General features: G+C 40.0%; 15 protein-coding genes. 9 read left to right on the top strand and 6 right to left on the bottom strand.

Features of this window, described 5'->3' with window-relative positions:
* The first annotated feature begins 10 nt into the window (after window positions 1-10).
* Window positions 11-1,207: a TlpA disulfide reductase family protein gene (locus tag DMZ48_RS15085; protein WP_143955996.1), complete on the top strand. Its 1,197-nt coding sequence runs from the start codon at window positions 11-13 to the stop codon at window positions 1,205-1,207.
* 224 nt (window positions 1,208-1,431) lie between these two features.
* Window positions 1,432-1,869, top strand: coding sequence for a cytochrome c oxidase assembly factor Coa1 family protein (locus DMZ48_RS15080; RefSeq protein ID WP_143955995.1), 438 nt, complete (start codon window positions 1,432-1,434; stop codon window positions 1,867-1,869).
* Window positions 1,870-1,899: 30 nt separating this feature from the next.
* On the opposite strand, the gene DMZ48_RS15075 is transcribed toward DMZ48_RS15080, so the two are convergent.
* Window positions 1,900-2,511 carry an RNA polymerase sigma factor gene (locus DMZ48_RS15075; RefSeq protein ID WP_143955994.1) on the bottom strand — a complete coding sequence of 204 codons (612 nt, stop codon included), beginning with the start codon at window positions 2,509-2,511 and terminating at the stop codon, window positions 1,900-1,902.
* Between the two features lie 112 nt (window positions 2,512-2,623).
* Between DMZ48_RS15075 and DMZ48_RS15070 the strand changes: the two genes are divergently transcribed.
* The 4 genes from DMZ48_RS15070 (at window position 2,624) to DMZ48_RS15055 (ending at window position 9,831) form a co-directional block, all read left to right on the top strand.
* Entirely contained in the window at window positions 2,624-3,790 is a 1,167-nt protein-coding gene (locus DMZ48_RS15070) for a FecR family protein (protein WP_143955993.1), read from the top strand.
* Window positions 3,791-3,884: 94 nt separating this feature from the next.
* Window positions 3,885-7,367, top strand: a complete 3,483-nt coding sequence (locus DMZ48_RS15065) for a SusC/RagA family TonB-linked outer membrane protein (protein ID WP_143955992.1) — start codon at window positions 3,885-3,887, stop codon at window positions 7,365-7,367.
* Between the two features lie 11 nt (window positions 7,368-7,378).
* The gene (locus DMZ48_RS15060; RefSeq protein WP_143955991.1) at window positions 7,379-8,788 is read left to right on the top strand and encodes a RagB/SusD family nutrient uptake outer membrane protein; all 1,410 of its coding nucleotides are present in this window, start codon (window positions 7,379-7,381) and stop codon (window positions 8,786-8,788) included.
* A gap of 17 nt (window positions 8,789-8,805) precedes the next feature.
* Window positions 8,806-9,831: a TlpA family protein disulfide reductase gene (locus DMZ48_RS15055; protein WP_242009228.1), complete on the top strand. Its 1,026-nt coding sequence runs from the start codon at window positions 8,806-8,808 to the stop codon at window positions 9,829-9,831.
* Between the two features lie 105 nt (window positions 9,832-9,936).
* Here DMZ48_RS15055 and DMZ48_RS15050 read toward each other — a convergent pair whose 3' ends face one another.
* The 5 genes from DMZ48_RS15050 to DMZ48_RS15030 form a co-directional block, all read right to left on the bottom strand.
* Window positions 9,937-10,725, bottom strand: coding sequence for an alpha/beta hydrolase (locus DMZ48_RS15050; RefSeq protein WP_143955990.1), 789 nt, complete (start codon window positions 10,723-10,725; stop codon window positions 9,937-9,939).
* Between the two features lies 1 nt (window position 10,726).
* Window positions 10,727-11,563: an alpha/beta fold hydrolase gene (locus tag DMZ48_RS15045; RefSeq protein WP_143955989.1), complete on the bottom strand. Its 837-nt coding sequence runs from the start codon at window positions 11,561-11,563 to the stop codon at window positions 10,727-10,729.
* A 347-nt stretch (window positions 11,564-11,910) separates the two neighbouring features.
* Window positions 11,911-13,713, bottom strand: coding sequence for a RagB/SusD family nutrient uptake outer membrane protein (locus DMZ48_RS15040; protein ID WP_242009227.1), 1,803 nt, complete (start codon window positions 13,711-13,713; stop codon window positions 11,911-11,913).
* An 18-nt stretch (window positions 13,714-13,731) separates the two neighbouring features.
* Window positions 13,732-16,977: a SusC/RagA family TonB-linked outer membrane protein gene (locus DMZ48_RS15035; RefSeq protein WP_143955988.1), complete on the bottom strand. Its 3,246-nt coding sequence runs from the start codon at window positions 16,975-16,977 to the stop codon at window positions 13,732-13,734.
* 38 nt (window positions 16,978-17,015) lie between these two features.
* Window positions 17,016-18,257 (bottom strand): alkaline phosphatase family protein, encoded by a 1,242-nt coding sequence (locus DMZ48_RS15030; protein ID WP_143955987.1) that lies wholly within the window; start codon window positions 18,255-18,257, stop codon window positions 17,016-17,018.
* 174 nt (window positions 18,258-18,431) lie between these two features.
* Here DMZ48_RS15030 and DMZ48_RS15025 point away from each other — a divergent pair, with 174 nt between their 5' ends.
* The 3 genes from DMZ48_RS15025 (at window position 18,432) to DMZ48_RS15015 (ending at window position 21,581) form a co-directional block, all read left to right on the top strand.
* Entirely contained in the window at window positions 18,432-19,037 is a 606-nt protein-coding gene (locus DMZ48_RS15025; RefSeq protein WP_143955986.1) for a TetR family transcriptional regulator, read from the top strand.
* A complete protein-coding gene (locus tag DMZ48_RS15020) occupies window positions 19,034-19,276 on the top strand; it encodes a CBU_0592 family membrane protein (RefSeq protein ID WP_143955985.1) in 243 nt (80 codons plus the stop codon). The genes DMZ48_RS15025 and DMZ48_RS15020 overlap by 4 nt, the downstream gene beginning before the upstream one ends.
* Window positions 19,277-19,559: 283 nt before the next feature.
* Complete coding sequence (locus tag DMZ48_RS15015) at window positions 19,560-21,581, top strand: hypothetical protein (protein ID WP_143955984.1); 2,022 nt, start codon at window positions 19,560-19,562, stop codon at window positions 21,579-21,581.
* Window positions 21,582-21,758 lie beyond the last annotated feature (177 nt).

Below are 21,758 nucleotides of genomic sequence, written 5' to 3'. Positions count from 1 at the left end.
AACATTTGATATGAGATATATATATCTGATCATTACATTGATCCTGGTAACTTCCTGTAAAGAAAATAGCGTTGAACTTGAGCCCGGACATTATCGAATACTCGGTGAAGTTAAAGGTATGAATGAAGGCGATCTTTTCTTATTTTCCAAGGGGCCGGATGGCTATAAAACGGATACGGTAAAGGTGATTGATGGTAACTTTGTTATTGATGGGAAGATACCCGGAATCGTAGAAACAGCAACATTGGCGAGCGGTACAGATTTCAGGCAACAACCTTCACAAGTAAATATTTATCTTGAACCGGCTGTGATCAAAATGAAACTGGATATGGCAAGCTTTGAGAATACTGAATTCAGCGGAACTAAGCTTCAGGAGGAAGTTACTTCGCTCAGCAGGGAACGCGAGCAGTTAGCATCGAAGTATAATAAAGAACTGCAAGCTTTCCAGGCGAACAGGGATCTATATGATAAGGCAACTACCGAAGAAGAAAAGAAAGCCTTGAAATGGAAGGATGATGATCTCAGAAACGATCTGACACCCTATTATGAAGAAATGTCGGCGACAATGCTGGATTTTATTCGAACCCATCCGCAATCCTATGTGAGCTTTAACAACTTCTATTTTAGTTTGAACGATTTATCTGCAGAAGAAGCAAAATCCATATATGCCAAATTTCCCGAGGAATTCAAAAAGGGAGAATTCGCTGAGCGGATCGAAAAAGATATCGAGGATATGGCTAAAGGTGTTCCCGGCGCATTAGCAGGAGATTTTAATACGATAGATATTAGTGGGAACCCGATCAGGTTGTCTGATTTTAAAGGACAATATCTTCTGATCGATTTCTGGGCTTCCTGGTGTGTACCCTGCAGAAAGGGAAATCCACATCTACTGGACCTTTATGCGAAATATAATCCTAAAGGTCTGGAAATACTAGGCGTTTCTGATGATGATAGCAATCCTGATGCCTGGAGAAAAGCGGTTAAGGACGACGGTATTGGCGTTTGGAGACATGTACTTAGGGGTATGAAAGTTGATCGCTCAAACGGTAGTTTTAAATTGCTGGATGATGGGGTCAGTGACGGTTATAATATTTCGTCATTACCCACTAAGATCCTTGTTGGACCTGACGGTGTTGTGGTAGGTCGTTACAGTGGGAGCCATGAAGATGAGGAGGCTTTAGACAGGAAATTAGCTGAGATATTTTAAATTTTATAAGAATTGAAGCTGTTTTAAGGGCTTTGAGAAGGAATTTTAAAATTTTGGTATTTGGCACGGTCACCACGGATTCAGAAGCAATTATTTGGTTTGATTTAGTAATCGCTCATTCTTTTTACAGGATGGGCGATTTTATTTTTAATAGAAAATTATGATTTAACCTAGCTTTTCCGAATCGAAAAACGGTAAATTGAGGTCAAAATAGCTCATATATAATGCATCACACATCAATACCATCGCAGGGATGGTTCCGCAGAAATTGGAAATGGATAATTCCGGCTCTGGTGACTGTCTTAGGAGTTTTCATATTCTTTACCTCCGGCTTATCGGGTATTTCGGGAGATCTTGTACAGGCCTATAATGATAAACAACTATATAAAGATGCCATGGAAATGATAGCCAGAGATTCACGAATAAAGGAAACCTTAGGCCAACTTGAGCCACTGGATAAAATGGCGATTGTTGAGGGAGAGGTAAATTATAGTGATGACTATAAGAATGTGGTTTCCACGGTTAGAATTCGAGGGAACAAAGGCTCAGCAATGATGGATATATTTGCAGAGCTCATTCAGGAGGAATGGAATTATTCCAGAATCACGGTCCGGATTAAAAAACCGGTTGAAAAGCAACAATCAATAGAGATTCTTCCCTAAAAAGGGCGTGATCGCCGAATATTTCACAGTTTACCCTTGGTTTGGGATCCAGTCTTTTCCGTTACGTTTACGGATCGATAGAACAGTGAAAAGCATTAATTTAATCTTTTCTCCGACATTTTCCCTTATGATTTTATACCCTTTGGTGATCTGTTTTTCGACGGTCTTGATGGAAATACCCAGATATTCGGAGATTTCAATATTGGTAAGTCCTTCCTGTTTACTTAATTCGAAAATTCTTTTACATTTTTCAGGCAACAATTCGATCGCAGATCTTACCAGAGCGATAACAGCATCGGTATTTTCCTGTTCCTCTTCTTCTATGATAGATTGGAGTGTCTCCAGATAAATAGATTCAACTTTTGAAACACTTTTTTCTTTACGGTACTGGTTAATGAATTCATTGTAAACTGACCTGTATAAATACGTTTTCAGTGAGTATTCCGAATTTAGTTTGGTCCGTTGTTCCCATACTTTAATAAACACATTTTGGGTAATATCCTCTGCCAGCATTGGATTGTTTACAAAGCTGTTGGCATAAACGAACAATGGATGTTGGTATTTTTCCACCAGAGCAATGAAGGCTTTTTTATCGCTTTGATTCAGAGATCTTATCAGAACTTGATTATCTGTGAGAGACATAAAGGGGGAATTGTGGTTGGTTACAAAAAAACAAAAATAAAATAATTTTTTCTTAAAGATAAGGTAGGGTATTTAAGGTGAGACTTGTTTTAATACTAGAAATTATACGTAAATGAAACCTGAAGAGGCACACGTACTCATTATTAAATATTTCAATAGTTCCATTACTGCTGCGGAACTTGATTGTTTGAATGAATGGCTGGAGGATGAACATAATAGAAAGATATTTCAATCCTGGATACGGTTAAACTATGCGATTAATTTTAATATGACCCAGTTAAAATCTAACCGTATTGCATCTTTCATAAAAGGTAATATAGATGCACTGGAAAGTAAAAGGCGCAGGGTAATACACCTAAGAATTGCAGGTGTAGTTTCCATAGCTGCTAGTATACTTTTCGGAATATTTATCCTGCATCAGAAAGGAAGAAATACGATTGAGGAACCTTTACAAATCGTTGAGAATAATAAATTTCAGCCAGGATCCAGTAAAGCGATCCTGCAACTTGAGGATGGTGTAAGTATTACTCTTGATAAAGATGAAAAATTGGTTTTAGGAAATGCGGAAAGCGATGGTGAGTTACTTAGGTACAGCGATTCTATTCGTTCAGACAAAGCGTTGGTATATAATGTACTCACAATTCCAAGAGGTGGATACTACAGGTTAGAGTTGTCAGATGGAAGCAAGGTCTTATTGAATGCAGATTCCCGAATGCGATATCCCATTCAGTTCAGACCAAATGAATCCAGAGAAGTGATACTGGAATACGGAGAGGCATATTTTGATATTTCGCCAGCACATAAAAATGGGGGGGATGGATTTCAGGTAAGACATTCTGATCAGTTGATCGTTGTGACCGGTACTGAATTTAATATTAAAGCTTATCAGGAGGAAGAATATGTCTATTCAACACTGTCTGAAGGCCAAATTACTATAAGTGCAAATCAGGGACGGGCGTTCAAGTTGGTGCCAGGGGATCAGGCAATACTATCTAAAATGGATCATAATTTAACGGTGAAAACCGTAGATGTCAATACTGAGATCGCATGGATAAAAGGAGACTTTGTTTTTAGACGTCGATCTCTGGAAGAGATCACCAAAGTGCTTGGTCGTTGGTATAATGTTGAATTCAAATTTGAAAATGAAGCGCTGAGATCTAAAAGATTTACAGGAGAATTAAGTCGAGATCAGAAGCTTGAGACCATATTGAAACTGATTACGAATACGCAAATAATTGAAAACTATGAAATAGATGCAGGTAAAATAACTTTAAAATAAAAGAAGGTAAAGTACCCACTTTCTCACGGCCGGTAATTACCCTCTTCAAGATGATTAATTAATTATTAATAACTAACTAATTCACCACAAATTTATGGAAATTAATTTAAGGGAATATGCTTTCCGAAAGGGAAGATACCTACTGATGCTTTGTATGAGAACTTTTCTGATTCTTTTTTGTACAACCGTATTTAGTTTTACAACCTCTTCAACCTTTTCTCAGAATGCGATGGTAAAGATCGAAAAGGATGATTTTGTCACCATGGATGAGGTATTTAAACTGATCAGTGAACAGACTGATTATAAGTTCATCTATTTTGAGGATCTGTTTATGGATCTGCCAAAAGTACATTTAAAGAAAGGTGCCGTTACCGTTAAGGAGCTTTTGGATAGGGCGATGATCAACGGTCGGTTTGAGTATGTTTTTGATACGGAGAATAATAATCTGTTAAGTATACGGAAGAGTGCTCTTCAGGAATTTATAAAAGGTAGAATAACAGATTCTAAAGGCAACCCCCTGTTGGGAGTTACCGTCTATATTAAAGGTTCTGTACTGGGAACTTTTACTGACGAAAACGGAGAGTTTACAATCAAGGCGAATCCGGATGATGTTTTGATTTTTAGTTATATAGGATTTGAAAATAAAGAGGTCATTTACAGTGGTCAGGATTGGCTTGATATTGAGTTAAAGGAGCAGGTCAGTGAACTGGAAAGTGTCGTGTTGATAGGTTATGGTAAACAAAAACGCAAAGAAGTTACTGGGGCAGTGTCCTCTGTTGATATGAAAAATTTGCAACAGATTTCTGTGGGTACTGCTGGCTTCGATCGTTCATTGGGAGGTTTGGCTAAAGGGGTACAGGTGTCACAAAACACCGGTCGCCCTGGCGCTCCTGTTCGTATCAATATAAGAGGCTTCACTTCTCCACTTTCAGGAAGTTTAAATCAGCCATTATATGTGATCGATGGGGTGCCTTTCAATATTGATGCCATGCCCGGTACCTTCGATGGAGGAAATAATCCGCTCCTGGCTATCGCACCGGATGATATCCAAAGTATCGATATTCTGAAGGATGCTGCTGCAACTTCCATATACGGCTCCCGGGGAGCTAATGGAGTAATACTTGTAAGTACCAAACAGGGAAGTGGTGCGAGTAAACCTTCTTTTGAGGTAAGTTACAATACATCTTATGCCACACCGATCAATACATTGGAATCCTTGAATTCTCTGGAGTATCGAAATTATTACGATCGTATGATCGGAAACTCGATGGAGGCATTGAATTCCGGACAAATATATCTTGATTTTGGATTGCTGACCTTCGGCCAGATCGATATTGATTTTTCCGATTTCAGTTATGTGTATAACGGATTAAATGATGCTGCTTTTGGAGATGCTGATGTTAACTGGAACGATGAAGTGTTTCGTGATATGGCAATGACGCAACAAGCAAGTGTAAATTATTCAGGAAGAACTCAAACTACAAATTATAGATTCTCTATTTCTCTGATGGATCAGGAAGGGTTACTTATCAATGATCAATTTGATCAATATAATTTGAGAATGAACCTGAATAGTAAACCCAGCCAATCCGTGGCACTGGGTGTTACGTTGAACGGAGGGTATAATCGATCGATCTCCGGAGAAACCTCTACAAGAACGAATTCCGGAGTTAATTTATCCAGTGTACAGGCCAGACCCGATTTCCCGATCAGCGATGAACAAGGAAACCTATTGCCTTTACCCGATTACTCTTATGGTATCGAAACCCAAAATCCCAGTCCCTTACAAACATTGGAAAATAAGAACACCCGAAACGCCTATAACGTGGTTGGGAATACCTATATTTCTTTAACACCGATAAAGAATTTAACCTTTAAAGGGGAATTGAATGGCGGACTATTTATTAGCAGATCCTCCGTGTTTTCGCCAAAGTCCAGCATGATTAGTTTTGGATTTCCAAATCGCTCAACATTGACAAATAATGATAATATAAGTTCAAATATAACCACGAACTTGACTGCCGATTACAGTGTTAGTGTTGGCAATCATCGATTTACAGCTTTAGGCGGATATTCATGGGACAGATCGAAATATCAGACTACACGTCATTATTACCGCGGATTTCCTGATGACAAAGAACTGATCAATGCAAGTGCAGCTGAAGAGGTAATTTCTTATTCTGATAATAAAACCGAGACGGGTATTAATTCCTTGTTTTCCAGACTTACCTATAATTATAATGACAGGTATAACCTGACCTTTAATTTCAGAACAGATACTTCTTCGAAATTTGGTCCAGGAAATAAAAGAGGATATTTTCCTTCCTTGTCAGGAGGTTGGAATATTGCAAATGAATCTTTTTTCGCTAATACAGAAGCCATTGATAATTTATTGCTGAGAGCAAGTATTGGAAGGGTTGGTTCCGCAAATATTTCCGATTTTGCTTACCTGCAGTTTTTTAATACAGGCTCCTCAGATCTATACGCCGGAAATACTGCTGTAATTCCTTCGAACACCCTACCTAATCAACAAATTGGTTGGGAGACGACCGAAGAGATAGATCTCGGTTTAGATTTCAGTTTTTTCGGCAATCGCTTGAATGGTAGTGTAGATTTTTATAGAAGACAGACAACCGGAGCACTGGCACCAGCGCCAATACCACTGGAACTCGGACCTACTTCTTATTATGCGAACCTTATGGATGTTTCAAATGAAGGCGTAGAGGTTTCGTTATCTGCAGATCTGATCCGATCAAAGAATTTTCAATGGAATTTTTCAGTGAACTGGTCTTTGAACAGAAATAAACTGGAAAAATTAAATGGCGCTAATATCGATGAGTTGTCACAGGACCTCTACGAGGTTGGATCCCCAGTCGGTATCATTAAGGGATATGAAGTGGTTAAAATTTTACAGACACAAGCTGAAGTGGGTGCACTGAATGATGGTGCACCAGACGGCACTTATGACCGGCAATCGCTTGGGGTAGGAGATTATATGTTCCGCGATTTGAATGGTGACGGTCAGATTACCAGTGATGACAGAAAAGTACTGGGTTCTATCCAACCGGATTTTTTCGGTGGATTCTCAAATTCCATTAGTTACAAGAATTTATCATTAAGTGCAATGTTCCAGTATTCTGTTGGTGCCGATGCCACATGGGATATGATAAATTTTCAAGTGTTTAATTATTTAGGACCTAATTACCTCAGGGAGTATGCACTCAATACCTGGAGTCCTGAAAATCCCGATGCGAGATATGCAAAACCGGTTCACAATGACCCTTCAGCGAATTGGAGAACTTCAGATAGGTATATCTATGAAACATCCTATTTGAGGATGAAGAATATACAGTTGACCTATCAATTTCAAAAGGAAGGTTTTTTGGATAAAATAGGTATTGATCAGGCTGCCCTGTTTGTCAGTGGTACAAATTTGTGGACATGGACAAAATGGCCGGGGAGCGACCCGGAAACTTACGGCGAAAGTGGTATACCATCGATCACCAGTGCCAGTCGTAACAGTGATCCTTATCCCTTGGCTAAATCTCTTTCACTGGGTATTAATGTTCAATTTTAATCCGCACAAAAATGAAATCATATTTAAATAAAATATTTTTACTGATCTTCACAGGTATGGCGCTCTTTCAAAGCTGTAGTATTGATGATATCAGACCTCAAAATCAATTGACCGACGAAAATGTAATCCGGGATGAAGAGTCCGCTCAGTTTGCTTTAAATGGAGTTTATCGTCAATGGAGAGCCTATGAATTGGGATTGTTCCCGCTTCATCTTGCTGCTTCCGGAAATGAAGGAGTCTTCACGGGTTCAGTAGTAGGAAGTAGCGGAATGAACACGAATGAGGTCACCGCTGAAAATTCATTTCTGGCAAATATTTATAATCAATATTATTCGATAATTAATGAAGCTAATATCCTAATCTCTAAGTTGGAATCAGGTGCTGTCGAAGGCATTGATGAAGTCAGAATTAAAGAGCTTGTCGCCCAGGGAAAATTTAATCGTGCCCTTTCATATTTTGGATTATTGCGAAATTTCGGTCAGTTCTATGACCTGAATTCTTCGTATGGGGTGGTGATTCGAACTGAATTTTCAAATGATGTTTACACAGCAAACAGAAATACCGTTGCTGAAGTGTATGAACTGATAATTTCTGATTTACAGTATGCTGCAGAAAGCGGACCTTCCAATGTTGCTCATTATTATGGAGGAAGTCTTGCTGCTAATGCTTTGCTGGCAAAAGTACTGATGTACGTTCAGCGCTATGATGAGGCTGCTGAGCTTGCTTTCGAAGTAATTAATAATGATCAGGGGTATTTGCTGGAAAGTACTTTTGAAGAGGTGTTTACAAATACCTACAATTCATCTGAGGTCATATTTGCACCCTATACGATAGTTGGAAGTGAAGGAGATGTTTCTATGGATCAGATCAACAGAACCAATTATAGTAATATACTGGCAGCGATCGCGGATGAACAAGTGGATGGTAGTGGTGATCTTAGCGGAAATGGAAAAGGGTATGATCCAAGATTTACCTATGCCTATTCTGAATACACCCGTGGAATTAATAATCAAGGTAAATATCCATTCAATACCAATGCCGCTTCCGGAAAGGGAAATACCAATTATCATTTACGTTTGGCTGAACTTTACCTAATCTATGCTGAATCTATATTAAGAGCAGACAATAATTATGAAGCAGCATTATGGGCTATTAATATTCTTAGGGATAGAGCAGGTGTTTCTCCTATAGAATTCACGACCAATGAAGGACTTTTAGCAGCTGTCAGATCAGAGAAATTATTGGAATTGTTCTTTGAAAATGGAGAATCCTGGTTCGATTTGATACGCTATCATGAGTTGGGAAATACCAATGCATTTGAAGAAAAACTCAGTTTGAAAAATGAAGATCAGTTCATTTTACCCCTTCCTTTAAGCGCTCTTGCGGGAAATAATGAATTAATCCAAAATCCCGGCTATTAATTTAAAATTAAAAGATCATGAAAAGAATTTTATATATGCTGGTACTGGTAATGATCAGTGCCTGTAGCGAGAATGTTGCTCCTGTCAATTATGTAATATTAAAGGGAAAGCTTACCTATCCTCAATTAAAAAGGGAGGTTACTCTTAGTGTAAAAGACAGTAAGGATAATATAAATCTAATTGCTGATAATGACGGAGTTTTTCTGGATACTTTATGGCTGGAAAAACCATCCTATTTTACAGGGTTATATTTTAAACCTTTCGGATTGTATCTTAAAAGTGGAATGGAACTGCAACTAACATTTACCGATACTCTTTCTATGCCTGCTTTTTCAGGGAAAGGGAGTGCGGAGAATATAATTCTCAACACCAAAAACAAGCGGTATGAGGACTTGATAGGATCTTATCCCTTTACCCGATTTTTAAGTTTGCCCAGAGCGGATTATGATCAGGAAGTTGATCAGTATGTCGCTGACATCAATTCGATGATCAGAGCGAATAAAGAAGTTCTGGATGATGACTTTATCACTAAATATTTGCAGAATGCAGATACCATTAAGTCAAGTATGGAACCGTTATATCAAAGGCAACAACAAATGATACGTGAGCTAAGTCCGGGTACTCCTTCTCCAGATTTTAAGGATTATGTGAACTATACGGGAGGAACTACTTCTTTACAGGATTTAAGAGGGAAATATGTTTATATCGATATATGGGCAACCTGGTGTAAACCTTGTAAATATGAAATACCTTATTTGGAAAAGATTGAAAATTTCTATGAAGACAGCAATATTGAGTTTGTTAGTATTTCCATTGACAGAAAGGAAGAAGAGCAAGCATGGAGGTCGATGATCGAAGAGAAAAAAATGGGGGGTATACAACTTTGGGCTGGTAAAAATAAGGATATAGAATTCGTGGATAAGTATTATGTTCAGGGAATTCCTCGTTTTATCTTATTAGACCCCGACGGAAAGATCATTGAATATGATGCGCCAAGACCTTCAGATCCAAAATTAAAGGAGATTCTGGATCGACTTCTTTGATCTTCATATTCTTAAATAATTATTTGATTAGGGCTAAGTATGGCTGGCTGATACTTTCAGTCAGCCTTTTTTTTAAAGTCCACTTTTAATACGTGATTACCATATTTAGTTTCGGTTATTTAACCACTCCAAACAGAATTTAGCTTCCTCTTTCCACGTAGCAAGTCCGAGAACGAAATGATTCTTACCTTCAAATTCTTTGTAATCAGTTACTGAACCATTCGCTTTATATTTTTTATAATTCGAGTAGTTTAACGATGCCGGGATTATGTTGTCAGTACTTCCGGAGATGAATAATAAGGGTACATGGGGTTTGGTGAAATCTACTTTGGCATCGCTGGAAAGACAATCCCGGATCAGTCTTTTGGATTCGGGAATGACATTTTCTTTATAAGCGCTTAATTGATCTTCATATGACATACCGTTAGTAAATGCGTATTGCCATTGCCCAAAGGTCATGAGGTAGGTTTTATCGATGGTGGAAAACAATCCCAAAGGACCCCAAAGTGATTTTAAGAAGGAGAATTTGAAGGAGAGTACTCCTTGAGCAGGAACGCTATGAATTGCAATACCAGCTTCAGCAATTCCTTTTTGTAATAAAACCTGAACGATAAGTCCGCCTGTGGAATGCCCAATAAGAATAGGTTTTTCAGGTAATTTCGTAATAAATGTTGCAAATTGTTCAATTACCGCAGCCAATCTCAGGTCTTTTAGCTCATTGTTGTTTTCATCGAGTTTACGCAACTCTTCCGGAGTCCCGTCTTTGTATTTCCAGGGTGGAGCATAACAGGTATAACCTTCAGCTTTAAAAAAATCAATCCAGTTTGTCCAACCCTGATGGGAGACAAAGGCTCCGGTTATAAATACGATGGTTTTGGATGATAGTGACTTCATATCAATACGATTCTATGTTAACACTATGAAGGATGAAATTCAATATATAACTCGCCGAAAGTTCCGGCAGCTGATGTTGCGGTGCATGCCCGGCTTTGGTATAGATGATCATTTGACCATTCTTTAATTTTCGCAATAACTGAAACCAATTTTCAACGGCAAAGGATACATCATGATCACCGTGAAGAATGAGAACGGGAATAGTAGTCGTTAACAGTTTTTCACGGAATCCATATTTATCTTCCTTAAATCCGGCTCCTACGCTAAAATATTTATTAAAGGCTTCCATAGTGGAAGGAATTCTTTCCGCTTCGATCGAGGCGTAGATCCTTTCATGGGAAGCGATGGAAGTGGCAATACTGAATTCGGATTCTGGTTCAAAGAAAAGAATCTGTTCATCTTCCAGACTGTTTACGGGAATTAAGGCTTTTTCCAGAAATATGGGTTCCAATGGAATCGGATTCTCTCCCGGTGGATTCGTACCGATAAGAATGAGTTTATGTACGAGTTCCGGAAATTTGAAGGCCACTGCTTGTGCCACATAGCCACCGAATGACCAACCAGCTAATGTGATCGAGGATAGTCCCAACGCAGTACAAAGTCCGTTAACCACGGTAGCCAGACCGATTATATCTTCCGGAAACATGCCACCGGAATAACCTACTTCAGGGTAATCGAATATGATCATATCCAATTCCTTGGAAAGTGTACTGAGAAATAGTGGATCCCAGGTATCCAGTGTGCCTCTAAAACGATTACATAATAGCAGGGGCTGTCCTTCTCCGGTTCGACGGTATGCGAGGAGCATCCCGTTCACCTCAATAGTTTCTGTTTTCATTTTAAATAGGGTTGATCAAAGATTTACAAATCGATATTTTTTCAGTTGGGCTTTCTGATTACGTGATTGGAGCATAAGAAAACAGTATCGAATGGTGTGCCAATTCAATTTGGGGTCTAAAACAAGGTGTTTTTGATGCGGGATACATCATTAGATTAATGTTATATCGTTAATTGAATTCCGTTTTATCGATATATCGACAAATGTTCTTGAACTATTCAGGTATTTTTAAAGGTGGCGAGTTGATCCTTGTTCTTTAAAAATAAAATAGAGACACCAGTATTACTGATATCTCTATTTTTATAAATATTGCTGGTATCACGAATAGCACTACTGCCACTTATAAATCATTCCCAGCCGAAAACCTGTTTCAAATTCGGATTTAATAAAATTTCTGAAGCCGGAATCGGTCGATAGTAATGTTTTGGTCCCACAAACGTTCCTCGTTCTGATACACCCACTACATTGCCACTGTTTCCGTTGGTCAGGTATACATCGACATTTTCTCCCTGACTTCCGGCACGGTAATATACATAGGCGACACCGAGTGAATTCAGTTCTTTCTGTGCAGGAATCGTTTCGGAAGCATTTATAAGGATAATATCTTCAACTCCGTCACCGGTCAGATCATATTTTCCAAGTCCGGGGAAGTACATTCCGACAGGTTCTTTTTCCAGTAATTTTCCGGCGGCCCAGCGATTGATATCATCCAGTCTTCTTCCTTCCATAGCGAATTCAATCCTGCGTTCTCTTCGAATCTCCAGTAATACCGGGTTTGATACCTGTGGATATCGGGCAGCTTGTTCAGGATCGGTAGCAACCCCTAGTGTAAGGTGGGGAATTCCGACCCGATCCCGTAATTTATTTACAGTTTCATCGAGATCCTGTTGTGTAAGTAAACCGAGTTCAGCTCTTGCTTCTGCGTAGTTTAAAAGTACTTCAGCATATCGTAATACCGGAATATCAATTCCGTTTCGAATATCAACTGAAGGATCATTTGAGAAACCTTTGATCTGGTGATAGCCCGTAAAGTTCTTTTTCAATTCCTGTACATAGTTGGTAACTCCGGGACTATAGGTGGAAGTGTAATTCAATTCCCATCCCGGAGCGGCGTAGGTCTGGGATAAACGAGGATCTCTGTTATTGAATTCCTCCACAAAACTCATGGTCTCATTTCCTGACTGGGCGCTGAAATAGCTGCCGTCTTTCATAAGATAGGAGGTTAGCAGATCACGACTCATCGACATCTCATAGCTTCCAAAAAGGTATTGCGGATCACTATTGTTCTTTAAATCATCTTCATGGATATTGGTGAAGATCACTTCCGGGTTTCCAGTGAGATCCTGGCTGCTGAAGAGCGAATGATAATCTTCATTCGGAATGCCGGTCGTATAGATCGAAAAACCACCCTCATCCATGAGTTGCCTTGAAATACTTTGAGCAAGATCAAGAATACCGTTAGCTGTATCGGTCAATCCCAGTTCACTATGATATTTTCTAAAAGTTCCTTCGAACAGCGCATTTCGACTATAATAGGCCATTACGGTCCATCGATCAACTTCTCCGTCAGTTACAGTTTCTTTTACGTGATCCATGGCGAACTGGTAATCTGCGAAGATATTTTCCACAACCATGGCTCTTGGATCGCTGGCTTTGTATAATTCTTCGGAATCCGTTTCCAGAACGAAATCATACCAGGGAACATCAGAGTAACGTTTCACTTTTTCCATATAGAACTGTGCTCTGAAAAATCGGGCCACCCCGATATAGTGATTCTTTACTTCCTCACTGATATCCGCATTCCCGGCATTTTCCAGAAATAGATTGATATCTCTTAATTGTCCCCAGCTCCAACCGGATGTGATGGTTTGGGAGCTGGCCTCGGTGGTCATGATGGTCTTGATCTCACGGTTTCCGGTGGTTCCGGCATTATCTGTGGCATCATCATAATAGATTCCGAGTCCTGGAAAGTTATACAATCCATAGACATAGATCGCGAGATCTTCTTCAGTATTAAAGAAATTTTCTGTTCCGATCTCAGTTTCGGGTAATTGCTCCAGAAAATCATCATTACAACCAGTCATAATCAAAGCTGTTGCCAGCATTCCTCCTTTGAGTAAGCTCTTTATATTTCGATTCTTAAATTTCATTGTTCAGCTTTTTTCTAATTAAAATGTCAAATTCAGACCAAAAGCGTATTTACGCTGGTATGGATACTGGTATCCACTGGTTTCCTGACGCCCCGGACTATAAGCGGGATTCAGGCGGTTATCAATGTCTGAGATGGATTCCGGATCAAAGAAATCAGCAACTTCAGACCACTCGAACAAGTTATCACCAGAGAAATACAGACGGAGATTTGTAATTCCTAACTTCTTGGTATATTCTGCAGGAATCGTATAACCTACTGTGATATTCTTTAATCGTATATAGGCCGCATTGAGCATATAGGCCGTTTGAGGAATGGCTAAACCTTGCGCCTGATCGATTCGTTCTCCCAGGTTACGATCTGCAAGCCATGATTGCAGCACCGGGTATTTTGAATCGGTGTTTGCGCTTGCAAGACCGGCAGCAATATAGGCCTGTGAATGTTGTGCCATCAGATCTGCCGGGTCATCACTGGCTCTGTAGAAATCGTTCAGATGAGCATAGCCTCCTGCATAGGGTTGTTGATAGAAACCCCAATACAGGTAATCTTTAGGATAATAATCTCTTTTGCCTACACCCTGAAAGAAAACACCGAGATCGAAGTTGTTCCAGTCGAGATTCAGATTGAGACCGAATCGATATCTGGGAAGCATATTTCCTATGACGCTAAGGTCTTTCGGATCATCGGCTGAGGTTCCTTTTTCGATCTTTTGATTTCCATCAAGATCTACATATTTAGGCCAACCTTCGACGATATCCAATGCTCCCCATGGAATGATAGCGGTTTCATCCAGAGCATCGATCTCTTCCTGTGACTGGAAGAGTCCGTCACTGGTAAGCCCCCAGATCTCTCCGAGTTCCATTCCTTCACGGTATTGGGTAAGGCTGTTATTCGGATTTTCGAATCGGGTGATGTATGAACGGCTATCACTAAGGATGAATCTTGCATTCACATTCAATGGTTTGTTTCCATTCCCAAAACTATCGGAATAGCCGATGGAAAGTTCCCATCCTTCCGTTTTCAGGTCAGCCGCATTTTCATTCGGTTCCGTAGCACCCAAGACTCCCGGCAGGTCGGTACCCAAAGTCAGCATATCTTTGGTATCTCTGCGATAAATGTCAAAGGAAGAGGTGAGCTTGTTCTTAAAGAAACCCAGGTCAACACCAAAGTTCAGCGTGCTTACGGTCTCCCAGGTATAGTTGGAAGAAACAAGTCCGGGAGAACTCACAACGGTAGGAAGTTCTCCTCCGATAATATAATCCCCTTGTCCGGCTGACATTGAAGGAATGTATCCAAATGCAGACACATCCTGATTACCCAAGGAACCATAGGAAGTCCGAAATTTGAATAAATTCCAGGTGGGTTCCAGCGATTCCATAAAAGATTCCTTGGAAACATTCCAGGCAGCAGAAACCGATGGATAGAATCCGTAGCGCTGATCTTCCGGGAAGCGGGAAGACCCATCATATCGTCCGTTCAGTTCGAGTATGTAGCGATCTTTGAAAATATAGTTTGCACGGTAGAAGAGACCTCTTAATGACCAGCTATAGTTTGCGGTTTGATTCTCGTTCAGGAGTAGTGGCCCCGTAGCGAGTTTTAGTGTTGGTAAGGATGCCGAGATCACACCGTTACGGGAAAGGTAGATGTACTCGCTGTGAAATTCTTCCTGATTATAGCCTCCGATCAAGGTCAGGTTATGATCCTCTCCGAATTGCTTATTGAAAGTGGCATATATATTCATGACCTGATACTTGTCATTCCCAAATCCCTTCCATACCTGGTTGGTTCCTTCTTCACGAATATCTTCCGGTCCGAATCCTATCTGATATTTAGCATAGTTCGCATCATAGTCCTTGTTCTCCTGTTCAAAGGTATATTCTCCGTTGATCTTAAGAATGTCTTTGATCAACCATGCCTGAGCATTGAAGTTGGTACGGAAGGTATTCGTGATATATTCCTCCGTTCCTCCATTGGTCAATTGCGCAGCCATACGCCCTACCGAAGTATTAGCCCAGCTTCCGTCTGGGTTTTCGGCATACTCGTAAGTATTGAAATTGAATAGGGTGGATATGTCGAAATAGGATGGATTCTTTCTTTTTCCGGTGATATAGGAAGTATTGTTTCCTACCGAAAGCCAATCGGTGAGTTCCGCATTGATCTTAGAGCGCATTCCTGTTCTGGAAAAATAGTCATCTGCTAATTTCAGGGAACCGATGTTCTTGTTATAAGATGCAGAGAGCAGGTAGTTGATCTTTTGGGTTCCTCCGGTGGCACTCAGACTGTGATTTTGAGAATATGTATTGCTGTCCAGAAAATAATCGGTCCAGTCCTGATTCCCCATATATTCCCATAGACCCGGATTCACGGTACTTTCACGTACACCTACAGTTCCGTTGGGGTCGTCACTGCGTTCACGTGCCCAGGTAAATTGTTCTGTTGTAAAATACTGGTTATGCCATGGCGTATTCTTCGATGCGGTTTCCTGAAGTCTCATATAAATGTACGGATCTGAGATCTTTTCCGGGAGTACCGTGGGAGTTCCAATGGTAATATTTGTATTATAATTGACCTGTATTTTTCCGTCCGTACCGCTTTTGGTGGTTACCAGGAGCACCCCAAAAGCTGCTCTGGCTCCGTAAATTGCCGCTGAGGAAGCATCTTTAAGTACGGAGATACTTTCGATATCCTCGGGAGCGAGCTGATTCAGGTAGGCGACATCGGAGGGGATATTATCGATGAGTACCAGAGGATCTCCTCCATTGATGGAGGTGAATCCCCGAATATTGATCTTAGGATTCGAACCGGGTGCTCCATTCGAAAAATCGATGTTTAAACCGGGAGATACCCCTTGTAATCCCTGGGTAACATTATTGATTGGTCGGGTGGAAAGTTGTTCGACAGAAACATTGTTCACCGCTCCTGAGAGGTTGATCTTTTTCTGAGTTCCAAATCCGACTACGACCACTTCATTAAGACTCTGGATGTCTTCGAGAAGGGTTACATCGATACGGTCAGCTTGCCCTACGGTTATTTTTTGTGCGCTGAAACCGATATAAGAAAAGACGAGTACCTGCCCTTCAGAGGCCGTAATGGAATAGTTACCGTCAAAATCGGTAGAAGCACCATTACCGGTGCCTTCTACCATGACCGATACGCCGGGTAGTGGTACATCGGTACCATCCACTACCGTTCCTGTGATCTTTTTCTGCCCATAACTCATGAATATGGCAGCGAAGAACAGGACTAAGAAATAGCTGTTTTTCATTTAAATGTTATTTGATTAGTTATAAGGTTTGTACTGAATTATTCGACAGGTATCCAGGTATTCAAGGTGGTGTTCTCACTTTCAAGCACCAACTTTGTATAACCTTTCGGAAGTTTTCGCAAGGGAATTGACGTTTCTTCTTTGGAAAGATCAAGGGTTTTCAACTGTTCATAAGTGTCTTTACCACCGGTGTTGAATTCATTAGTTCCACTTGCGTATAATTTTGCTTGACCGTTTTGTAGTTTATCCCAGGTGATGATTAGGTTCTTACCTTTTTTCTCAGCACTCAAATTCATCATGTCTGCCGGATGAATTAAAGAAATACCATCCATTTCACGTCTGATATGCTGAGGAACATTTATATGCATAAAATCGGTCATCGTGGGAAGAATATCTACGATTCCGGGTACCGAAGTAGAGAAATATTCGTTGGTGTTTTTAATATTGGTAATAATCCAGGTACTTCGTTCACGTTCACTCTGCCCCCCGTGATGTTTACCATTGTTGGATGATCTTCCATGATCCGTCGTGATGATGAGTAACCATTCCTCATTCAATGATTGCTCGCGTTCAAGAATCGCATTATAAATCTTGCCTATGAGTTGGTCTTCAAAATGAATGGCCGCTGAGAATCGTTCACTGTCTCCGAATCCGTGACCCATATCATCAGAGAATTCAAGGTATACCCATGAAAGATCAGGCCCGTTTTTGCGAATAGATTCCGCGGCATGGTCTGCTACAGAATAATCGATCAGCTTCATAAAGTTGCGATAGGGATCATGCGGATAGTTGATAGTGTCATATTCAAGTCCGTCGAACGTATAATCTATTTTATAATTTCCGGTTTCCGGAAGTCCTTCACCAACCAGTTTCGTCCGATTGTCCAGCCAGGAAGAGTAAACTGCAGTCGTACCTTTTGGATATTGATCTTTATATAATTTAAAGATGGTCGGGTAGTTATAGTTAGGTGCTTTGATCTCATTACCCCAAACATTGTGCTTATTTGCCCAGGTCCCGGTAAGTAAACTGTTATATCCTACTGCAGAGATAGTAGGTGTTTCAGAATAGGAATCCTTTCCACCGCCTACATAAGCATCGGTATATCCACCTTTTTTGCTTATGCGGTCTAAATTAGGAGTGTCCGCCTTTTTTAACTGATCGGAAGAAATTCCGTCGATGATAATAAAGACTGTTTTTCTGGAAAGTTCCTCAGAAGACTGGGCCATACATAATGTATAGGTTAGCAGTGCGACAAGAAGTAAAATTCGATTCAATTGCATGTGTTTAGGTTTTTTTAACACGGCAAAGGAATATAAATTGAACAACTGTTCAATTAATAAATATTTAATTGATTGTTATGGAATCGTAACATAAATTGAATGGTCATTCAATTAATTTATTTTTAGTATTATTGAATTCTGATTAGCTGAAAAAGTAAATTTTTATAGGATAAAATGGGGAGAAAACCAATGGGGGCCACCCGAAGCTTAGAAATCATCCGTGCATTTTATGCGGTTGCCAGAGAAGTCGGACTTGAGAATGCATCTATTTCGAGAGTAGGGGAGCATATGGGAATCAGTAACGGACTCGTAATGCATTATTTTAAAACCAAAGACGAGCTGCTGATCGGACTTAACGATTATATTCTGCAACAGCATATGCAAGTGATGCTGGAGGGGCATCGGGGACAGATCAGATCGCGAAAAGATCTGGAAGAGTTGATCAGAAATTTATTTTCCAGAAAATGGAATCAGTATTTTGATGATGGTGTTTTCTATAGTTGTTATGCCTTGATATACAGAAATGAGGCATTCAAAGATAGTTTTAAAGCTTACTTACTGGAATTACACCGGGTTTTGAGAGATGAGCTGCAACAAGCCCGGGAGAATGGTATCATCGAAAATGAGAATATCGATTCCTTAGCTGAAATTATCTTTGCTTTGGTCGATGGTTCTTACTATTATCTGGGTATGTTCGATCAGGGAGATGCGCTGCATAAATCACAACAAGAGACCTACATAGCGCATTGTCTCCAGCTTTTTAAATATAGTGTTTCATGAATATATTCTTCGAAACCCTGGGATGGATCGGATCCTTTTGTTTTTTACTGGCTTATTATAAGCTGATCACCGGGAAATGGAATTCTCATCAAACAGAATATCATGTTTACAATATAATCGGGAGTCTCCTTTTTGTATTGAATGGCGCCTATTATACTGCCTGGGCGGTACTCTTCATCAATTTAGCCTGGGGTATTATTGCCGGTTACGGACTTTATAAAGATTGGAAGGTAAAATAGGTTTGAGTTATTTCTATTGGCATATTGATAGCTTTTTATTCACTTCAAAATACCTAATATGCGGTATTTTACAGAATTGTAAAATTTAGGTTTTTTGTCAGGTAATTCCCTAACATAAACTTGACCTTATGAATTTTAAAGCTCTGATAATTCCATATTTCAACATACGTCATTGTTGAGATTCAATTCTTTCTTTGAAGGTTTATTATGGGTTCCCTGATTTGGAATCGATATGACCTTTCATGTTTCCTATATAACTAATACTATCTAAACCATACTTGTAATGAATTTAAAAAACCTAATCAGAATTTTTCTGGGTATCTGTCTGATGACCTTATTTATGCAATGTTCCAAAGAAGAGGAGGAACAACCTAATGAATCGGAACCGGATTATGAATATTCCGATGAATTCTATTCCGGTACCATCGAAGTGTATCCGGTAGAGATTGTGATCCTGCAATCAAAAACGATGCTGGCAAGTTCCCATTATGAAGCTAAATTCGGCGATATTGAACTTGAACTTGCCCGAGTGAATGATTCCGTAATATCCTTTATGGTACCTTCTGCTGCGCCACAAGGCTCCACAAAACTTCATTTTCTGGAAAAGGGCAAATTGGTCGAGGTCGATTTTAATGTGAAGCCTAATTTAGTGGTTGAAAATCACGATGAGGTCATGCTGTCGATGATCTCCATGTCCAGAAATAGTTTGGTTCTGGAAGATGGTACCACTGCTTCCGGGGAGTGGGAAGATGCTCTGAAGAATCTGATCGATGAATTCCAGGAAGAATATTTTCTTATTTCAGAAGAAGGTAGAGATGATGTGGCAGCATTCTACGAGCTTAATCTAAAACCATTCATGTACGATGCCATAAATACAGAACAAAAAGCCGATGAATCTTGCTTTGAAAAAAGGGGGAGGGTTTTTACCGCGAAGGTGGTTACTACAGTTACGATTGTGGCAGTTTTAGCAGCTTTGGTCGCTACTCCGGAACCTGTTTTTTCAAAAGTTGCTGCCTTGAATGCGGCCATTGGTCTATATATCGGGATTATTGCGACCCATGCCGCGATGGATGATCTTTTTAAATGTGATCTGTTTCGGGGCATCGATGATTTGTTGGCTGAACTATCTCAGAAAGGATTGGGGCAAAAGGCACTTACATTCTCTAATGGTTCAGAATACAGATTGACCGTAATAGGTGAATTTTCCGGAATGAACCAAGGTGACCTGGCCAGTACCAATGCGGCTGTTAAAAATAAAGCGAAAGAAGTAAGTGGTTTCGCAGCAAAGGTAACAGCATATAAAGCGATGTATGAAAAAGCCAAATCATTATTCGGATGGTCTACTTCCAGTCCTGCTGCCGGAGCCAAGACGCTCCCTGCTGATTCTGGAATGAGTACAAATGCGGTGGAAGCTGAATCAGTTATCGTAATCAATAATTTAACCAATGAAAAGGTTGTATTAACTGATGCTATAGCCGAGAGTCCTTATATCACGGCAAGTTTTAAGAATAAGACGCTGGAGGAACAGGATTTCAGTTTTGACGTTACTACTACCTATGAGGGTACTACTGCCACTAAAACTTTTGAAGCCACACTAAAGCCATCTGAAGGTTCTATTCAGGTATTGAAAGGTATCGATGCAGAGATCGGACAGAACAATTCAGCATCCCTCGAGTTTAAAGTGATCGACGAAAAAGAGGAACCAATTGCCGATGCACAACTGGTTATTTCTACTACCAATTCGAAAGCGAGCTTTAGTACGTCATCCATTAAATCAGCTGCTAATGGTATGGTAACTATTACCCTTAATGCAGATCCCACGAATATTGACGACATACCGGTTACGGTAGCGTTGAAGAATAGTCAGGGCGAAGTATTATATAGTACGACTTTCAACGTACAGGCGAAGAATCCATTTATCGGAAGCTGGGAAATGGTAACTTTTGAAAATGGATATACGCCGGGAGAATTTGTACCTGACTATAGTAATCCGGACTGTCCGAATTCAGCCGTAGCCGAATGGACTCTGACTTATCAGAATATCACGATTCAGGAAAGTTCTTTTACGATCTCGGATAATGAGCGTATCAAAAGATATAGTGTAAACAGTGAGACCTGTTCCAGAAGTTATATCGACACTAAAGATTATCCGGCAACCGTTACTCTGGATTACAGCAGAAATAAGAATGTTTTCACGTCAACCGTGGTAGATGAGAATGGTCAGTCCACAGAACAATCGAGAACGCTGAACTTCATTTCAGAGAATAAAATCCAAATCGGGGCAGCGACTTATATCAGGAAATAAATTTTGTTTCCGTAAAAGGTCCAAAATATTGAACAGGGGTTCTTAAAACATATCGTTTCAAGAACCCCTGTTGTATTGAGCTTTAGTGGCAAGAGATCTGGTCATGGGCTAAATGTATTTTTGCACATTATTCGATGAGGGGTTGTCATCGCAGGCTATGAAATATGGTTTGATAAT

Source organism: Robertkochia solimangrovi, from assembly GCF_007279655.1.
GTDB lineage: Bacteria > Bacteroidota > Bacteroidia > Flavobacteriales > Flavobacteriaceae > Robertkochia > Robertkochia solimangrovi.
Note: the sequence above shows the minus strand (reverse complement) of the source record. Positions and strands in the feature narration are given on the sequence as shown.

Coding starts and splice junctions, on each gene's coding strand:
- DMZ48_RS15050 (WP_143955990.1), bottom strand. CDS start 10,725: ATGAAGTCACTATCATCCAAAACCATCGTATTTATAACCGGAGCCTTT.
- DMZ48_RS15070 (WP_143955993.1), top strand. CDS start 2,624: ATGAAACCTGAAGAGGCACACGTACTCATTATTAAATATTTCAATAGT.
- DMZ48_RS15040 (WP_242009227.1), bottom strand. CDS start 13,713: ATGAAATTTAAGAATCGAAATATAAAGAGCTTACTCAAAGGAGGAATG.
- DMZ48_RS15015 (WP_143955984.1), top strand. CDS start 19,560: ATGAATTTAAAAAACCTAATCAGAATTTTTCTGGGTATCTGTCTGATG.
- DMZ48_RS15025 (WP_143955986.1), top strand. CDS start 18,432: ATGGGGAGAAAACCAATGGGGGCCACCCGAAGCTTAGAAATCATCCGT.
- DMZ48_RS15055 (WP_242009228.1), top strand. CDS start 8,806: ATGAAAAGAATTTTATATATGCTGGTACTGGTAATGATCAGTGCCTGT.
- DMZ48_RS15065 (WP_143955992.1), top strand. CDS start 3,885: ATGGAAATTAATTTAAGGGAATATGCTTTCCGAAAGGGAAGATACCTA.
- DMZ48_RS15035 (WP_143955988.1), bottom strand. CDS start 16,977: ATGAAAAACAGCTATTTCTTAGTCCTGTTCTTCGCTGCCATATTCATG.
- DMZ48_RS15020 (WP_143955985.1), top strand. CDS start 19,034: ATGAATATATTCTTCGAAACCCTGGGATGGATCGGATCCTTTTGTTTT.
- DMZ48_RS15030 (WP_143955987.1), bottom strand. CDS start 18,257: ATGCAATTGAATCGAATTTTACTTCTTGTCGCACTGCTAACCTATACA.
- DMZ48_RS15060 (WP_143955991.1), top strand. CDS start 7,379: ATGAAATCATATTTAAATAAAATATTTTTACTGATCTTCACAGGTATG.
- DMZ48_RS15085 (WP_143955996.1), top strand. CDS start 11: ATGAGATATATATATCTGATCATTACATTGATCCTGGTAACTTCCTGT.
- DMZ48_RS15080 (WP_143955995.1), top strand. CDS start 1,432: ATGCATCACACATCAATACCATCGCAGGGATGGTTCCGCAGAAATTGG.
- DMZ48_RS15045 (WP_143955989.1), bottom strand. CDS start 11,563: ATGAAAACAGAAACTATTGAGGTGAACGGGATGCTCCTCGCATACCGT.
- DMZ48_RS15075 (WP_143955994.1), bottom strand. CDS start 2,511: ATGTCTCTCACAGATAATCAAGTTCTGATAAGATCTCTGAATCAAAGC.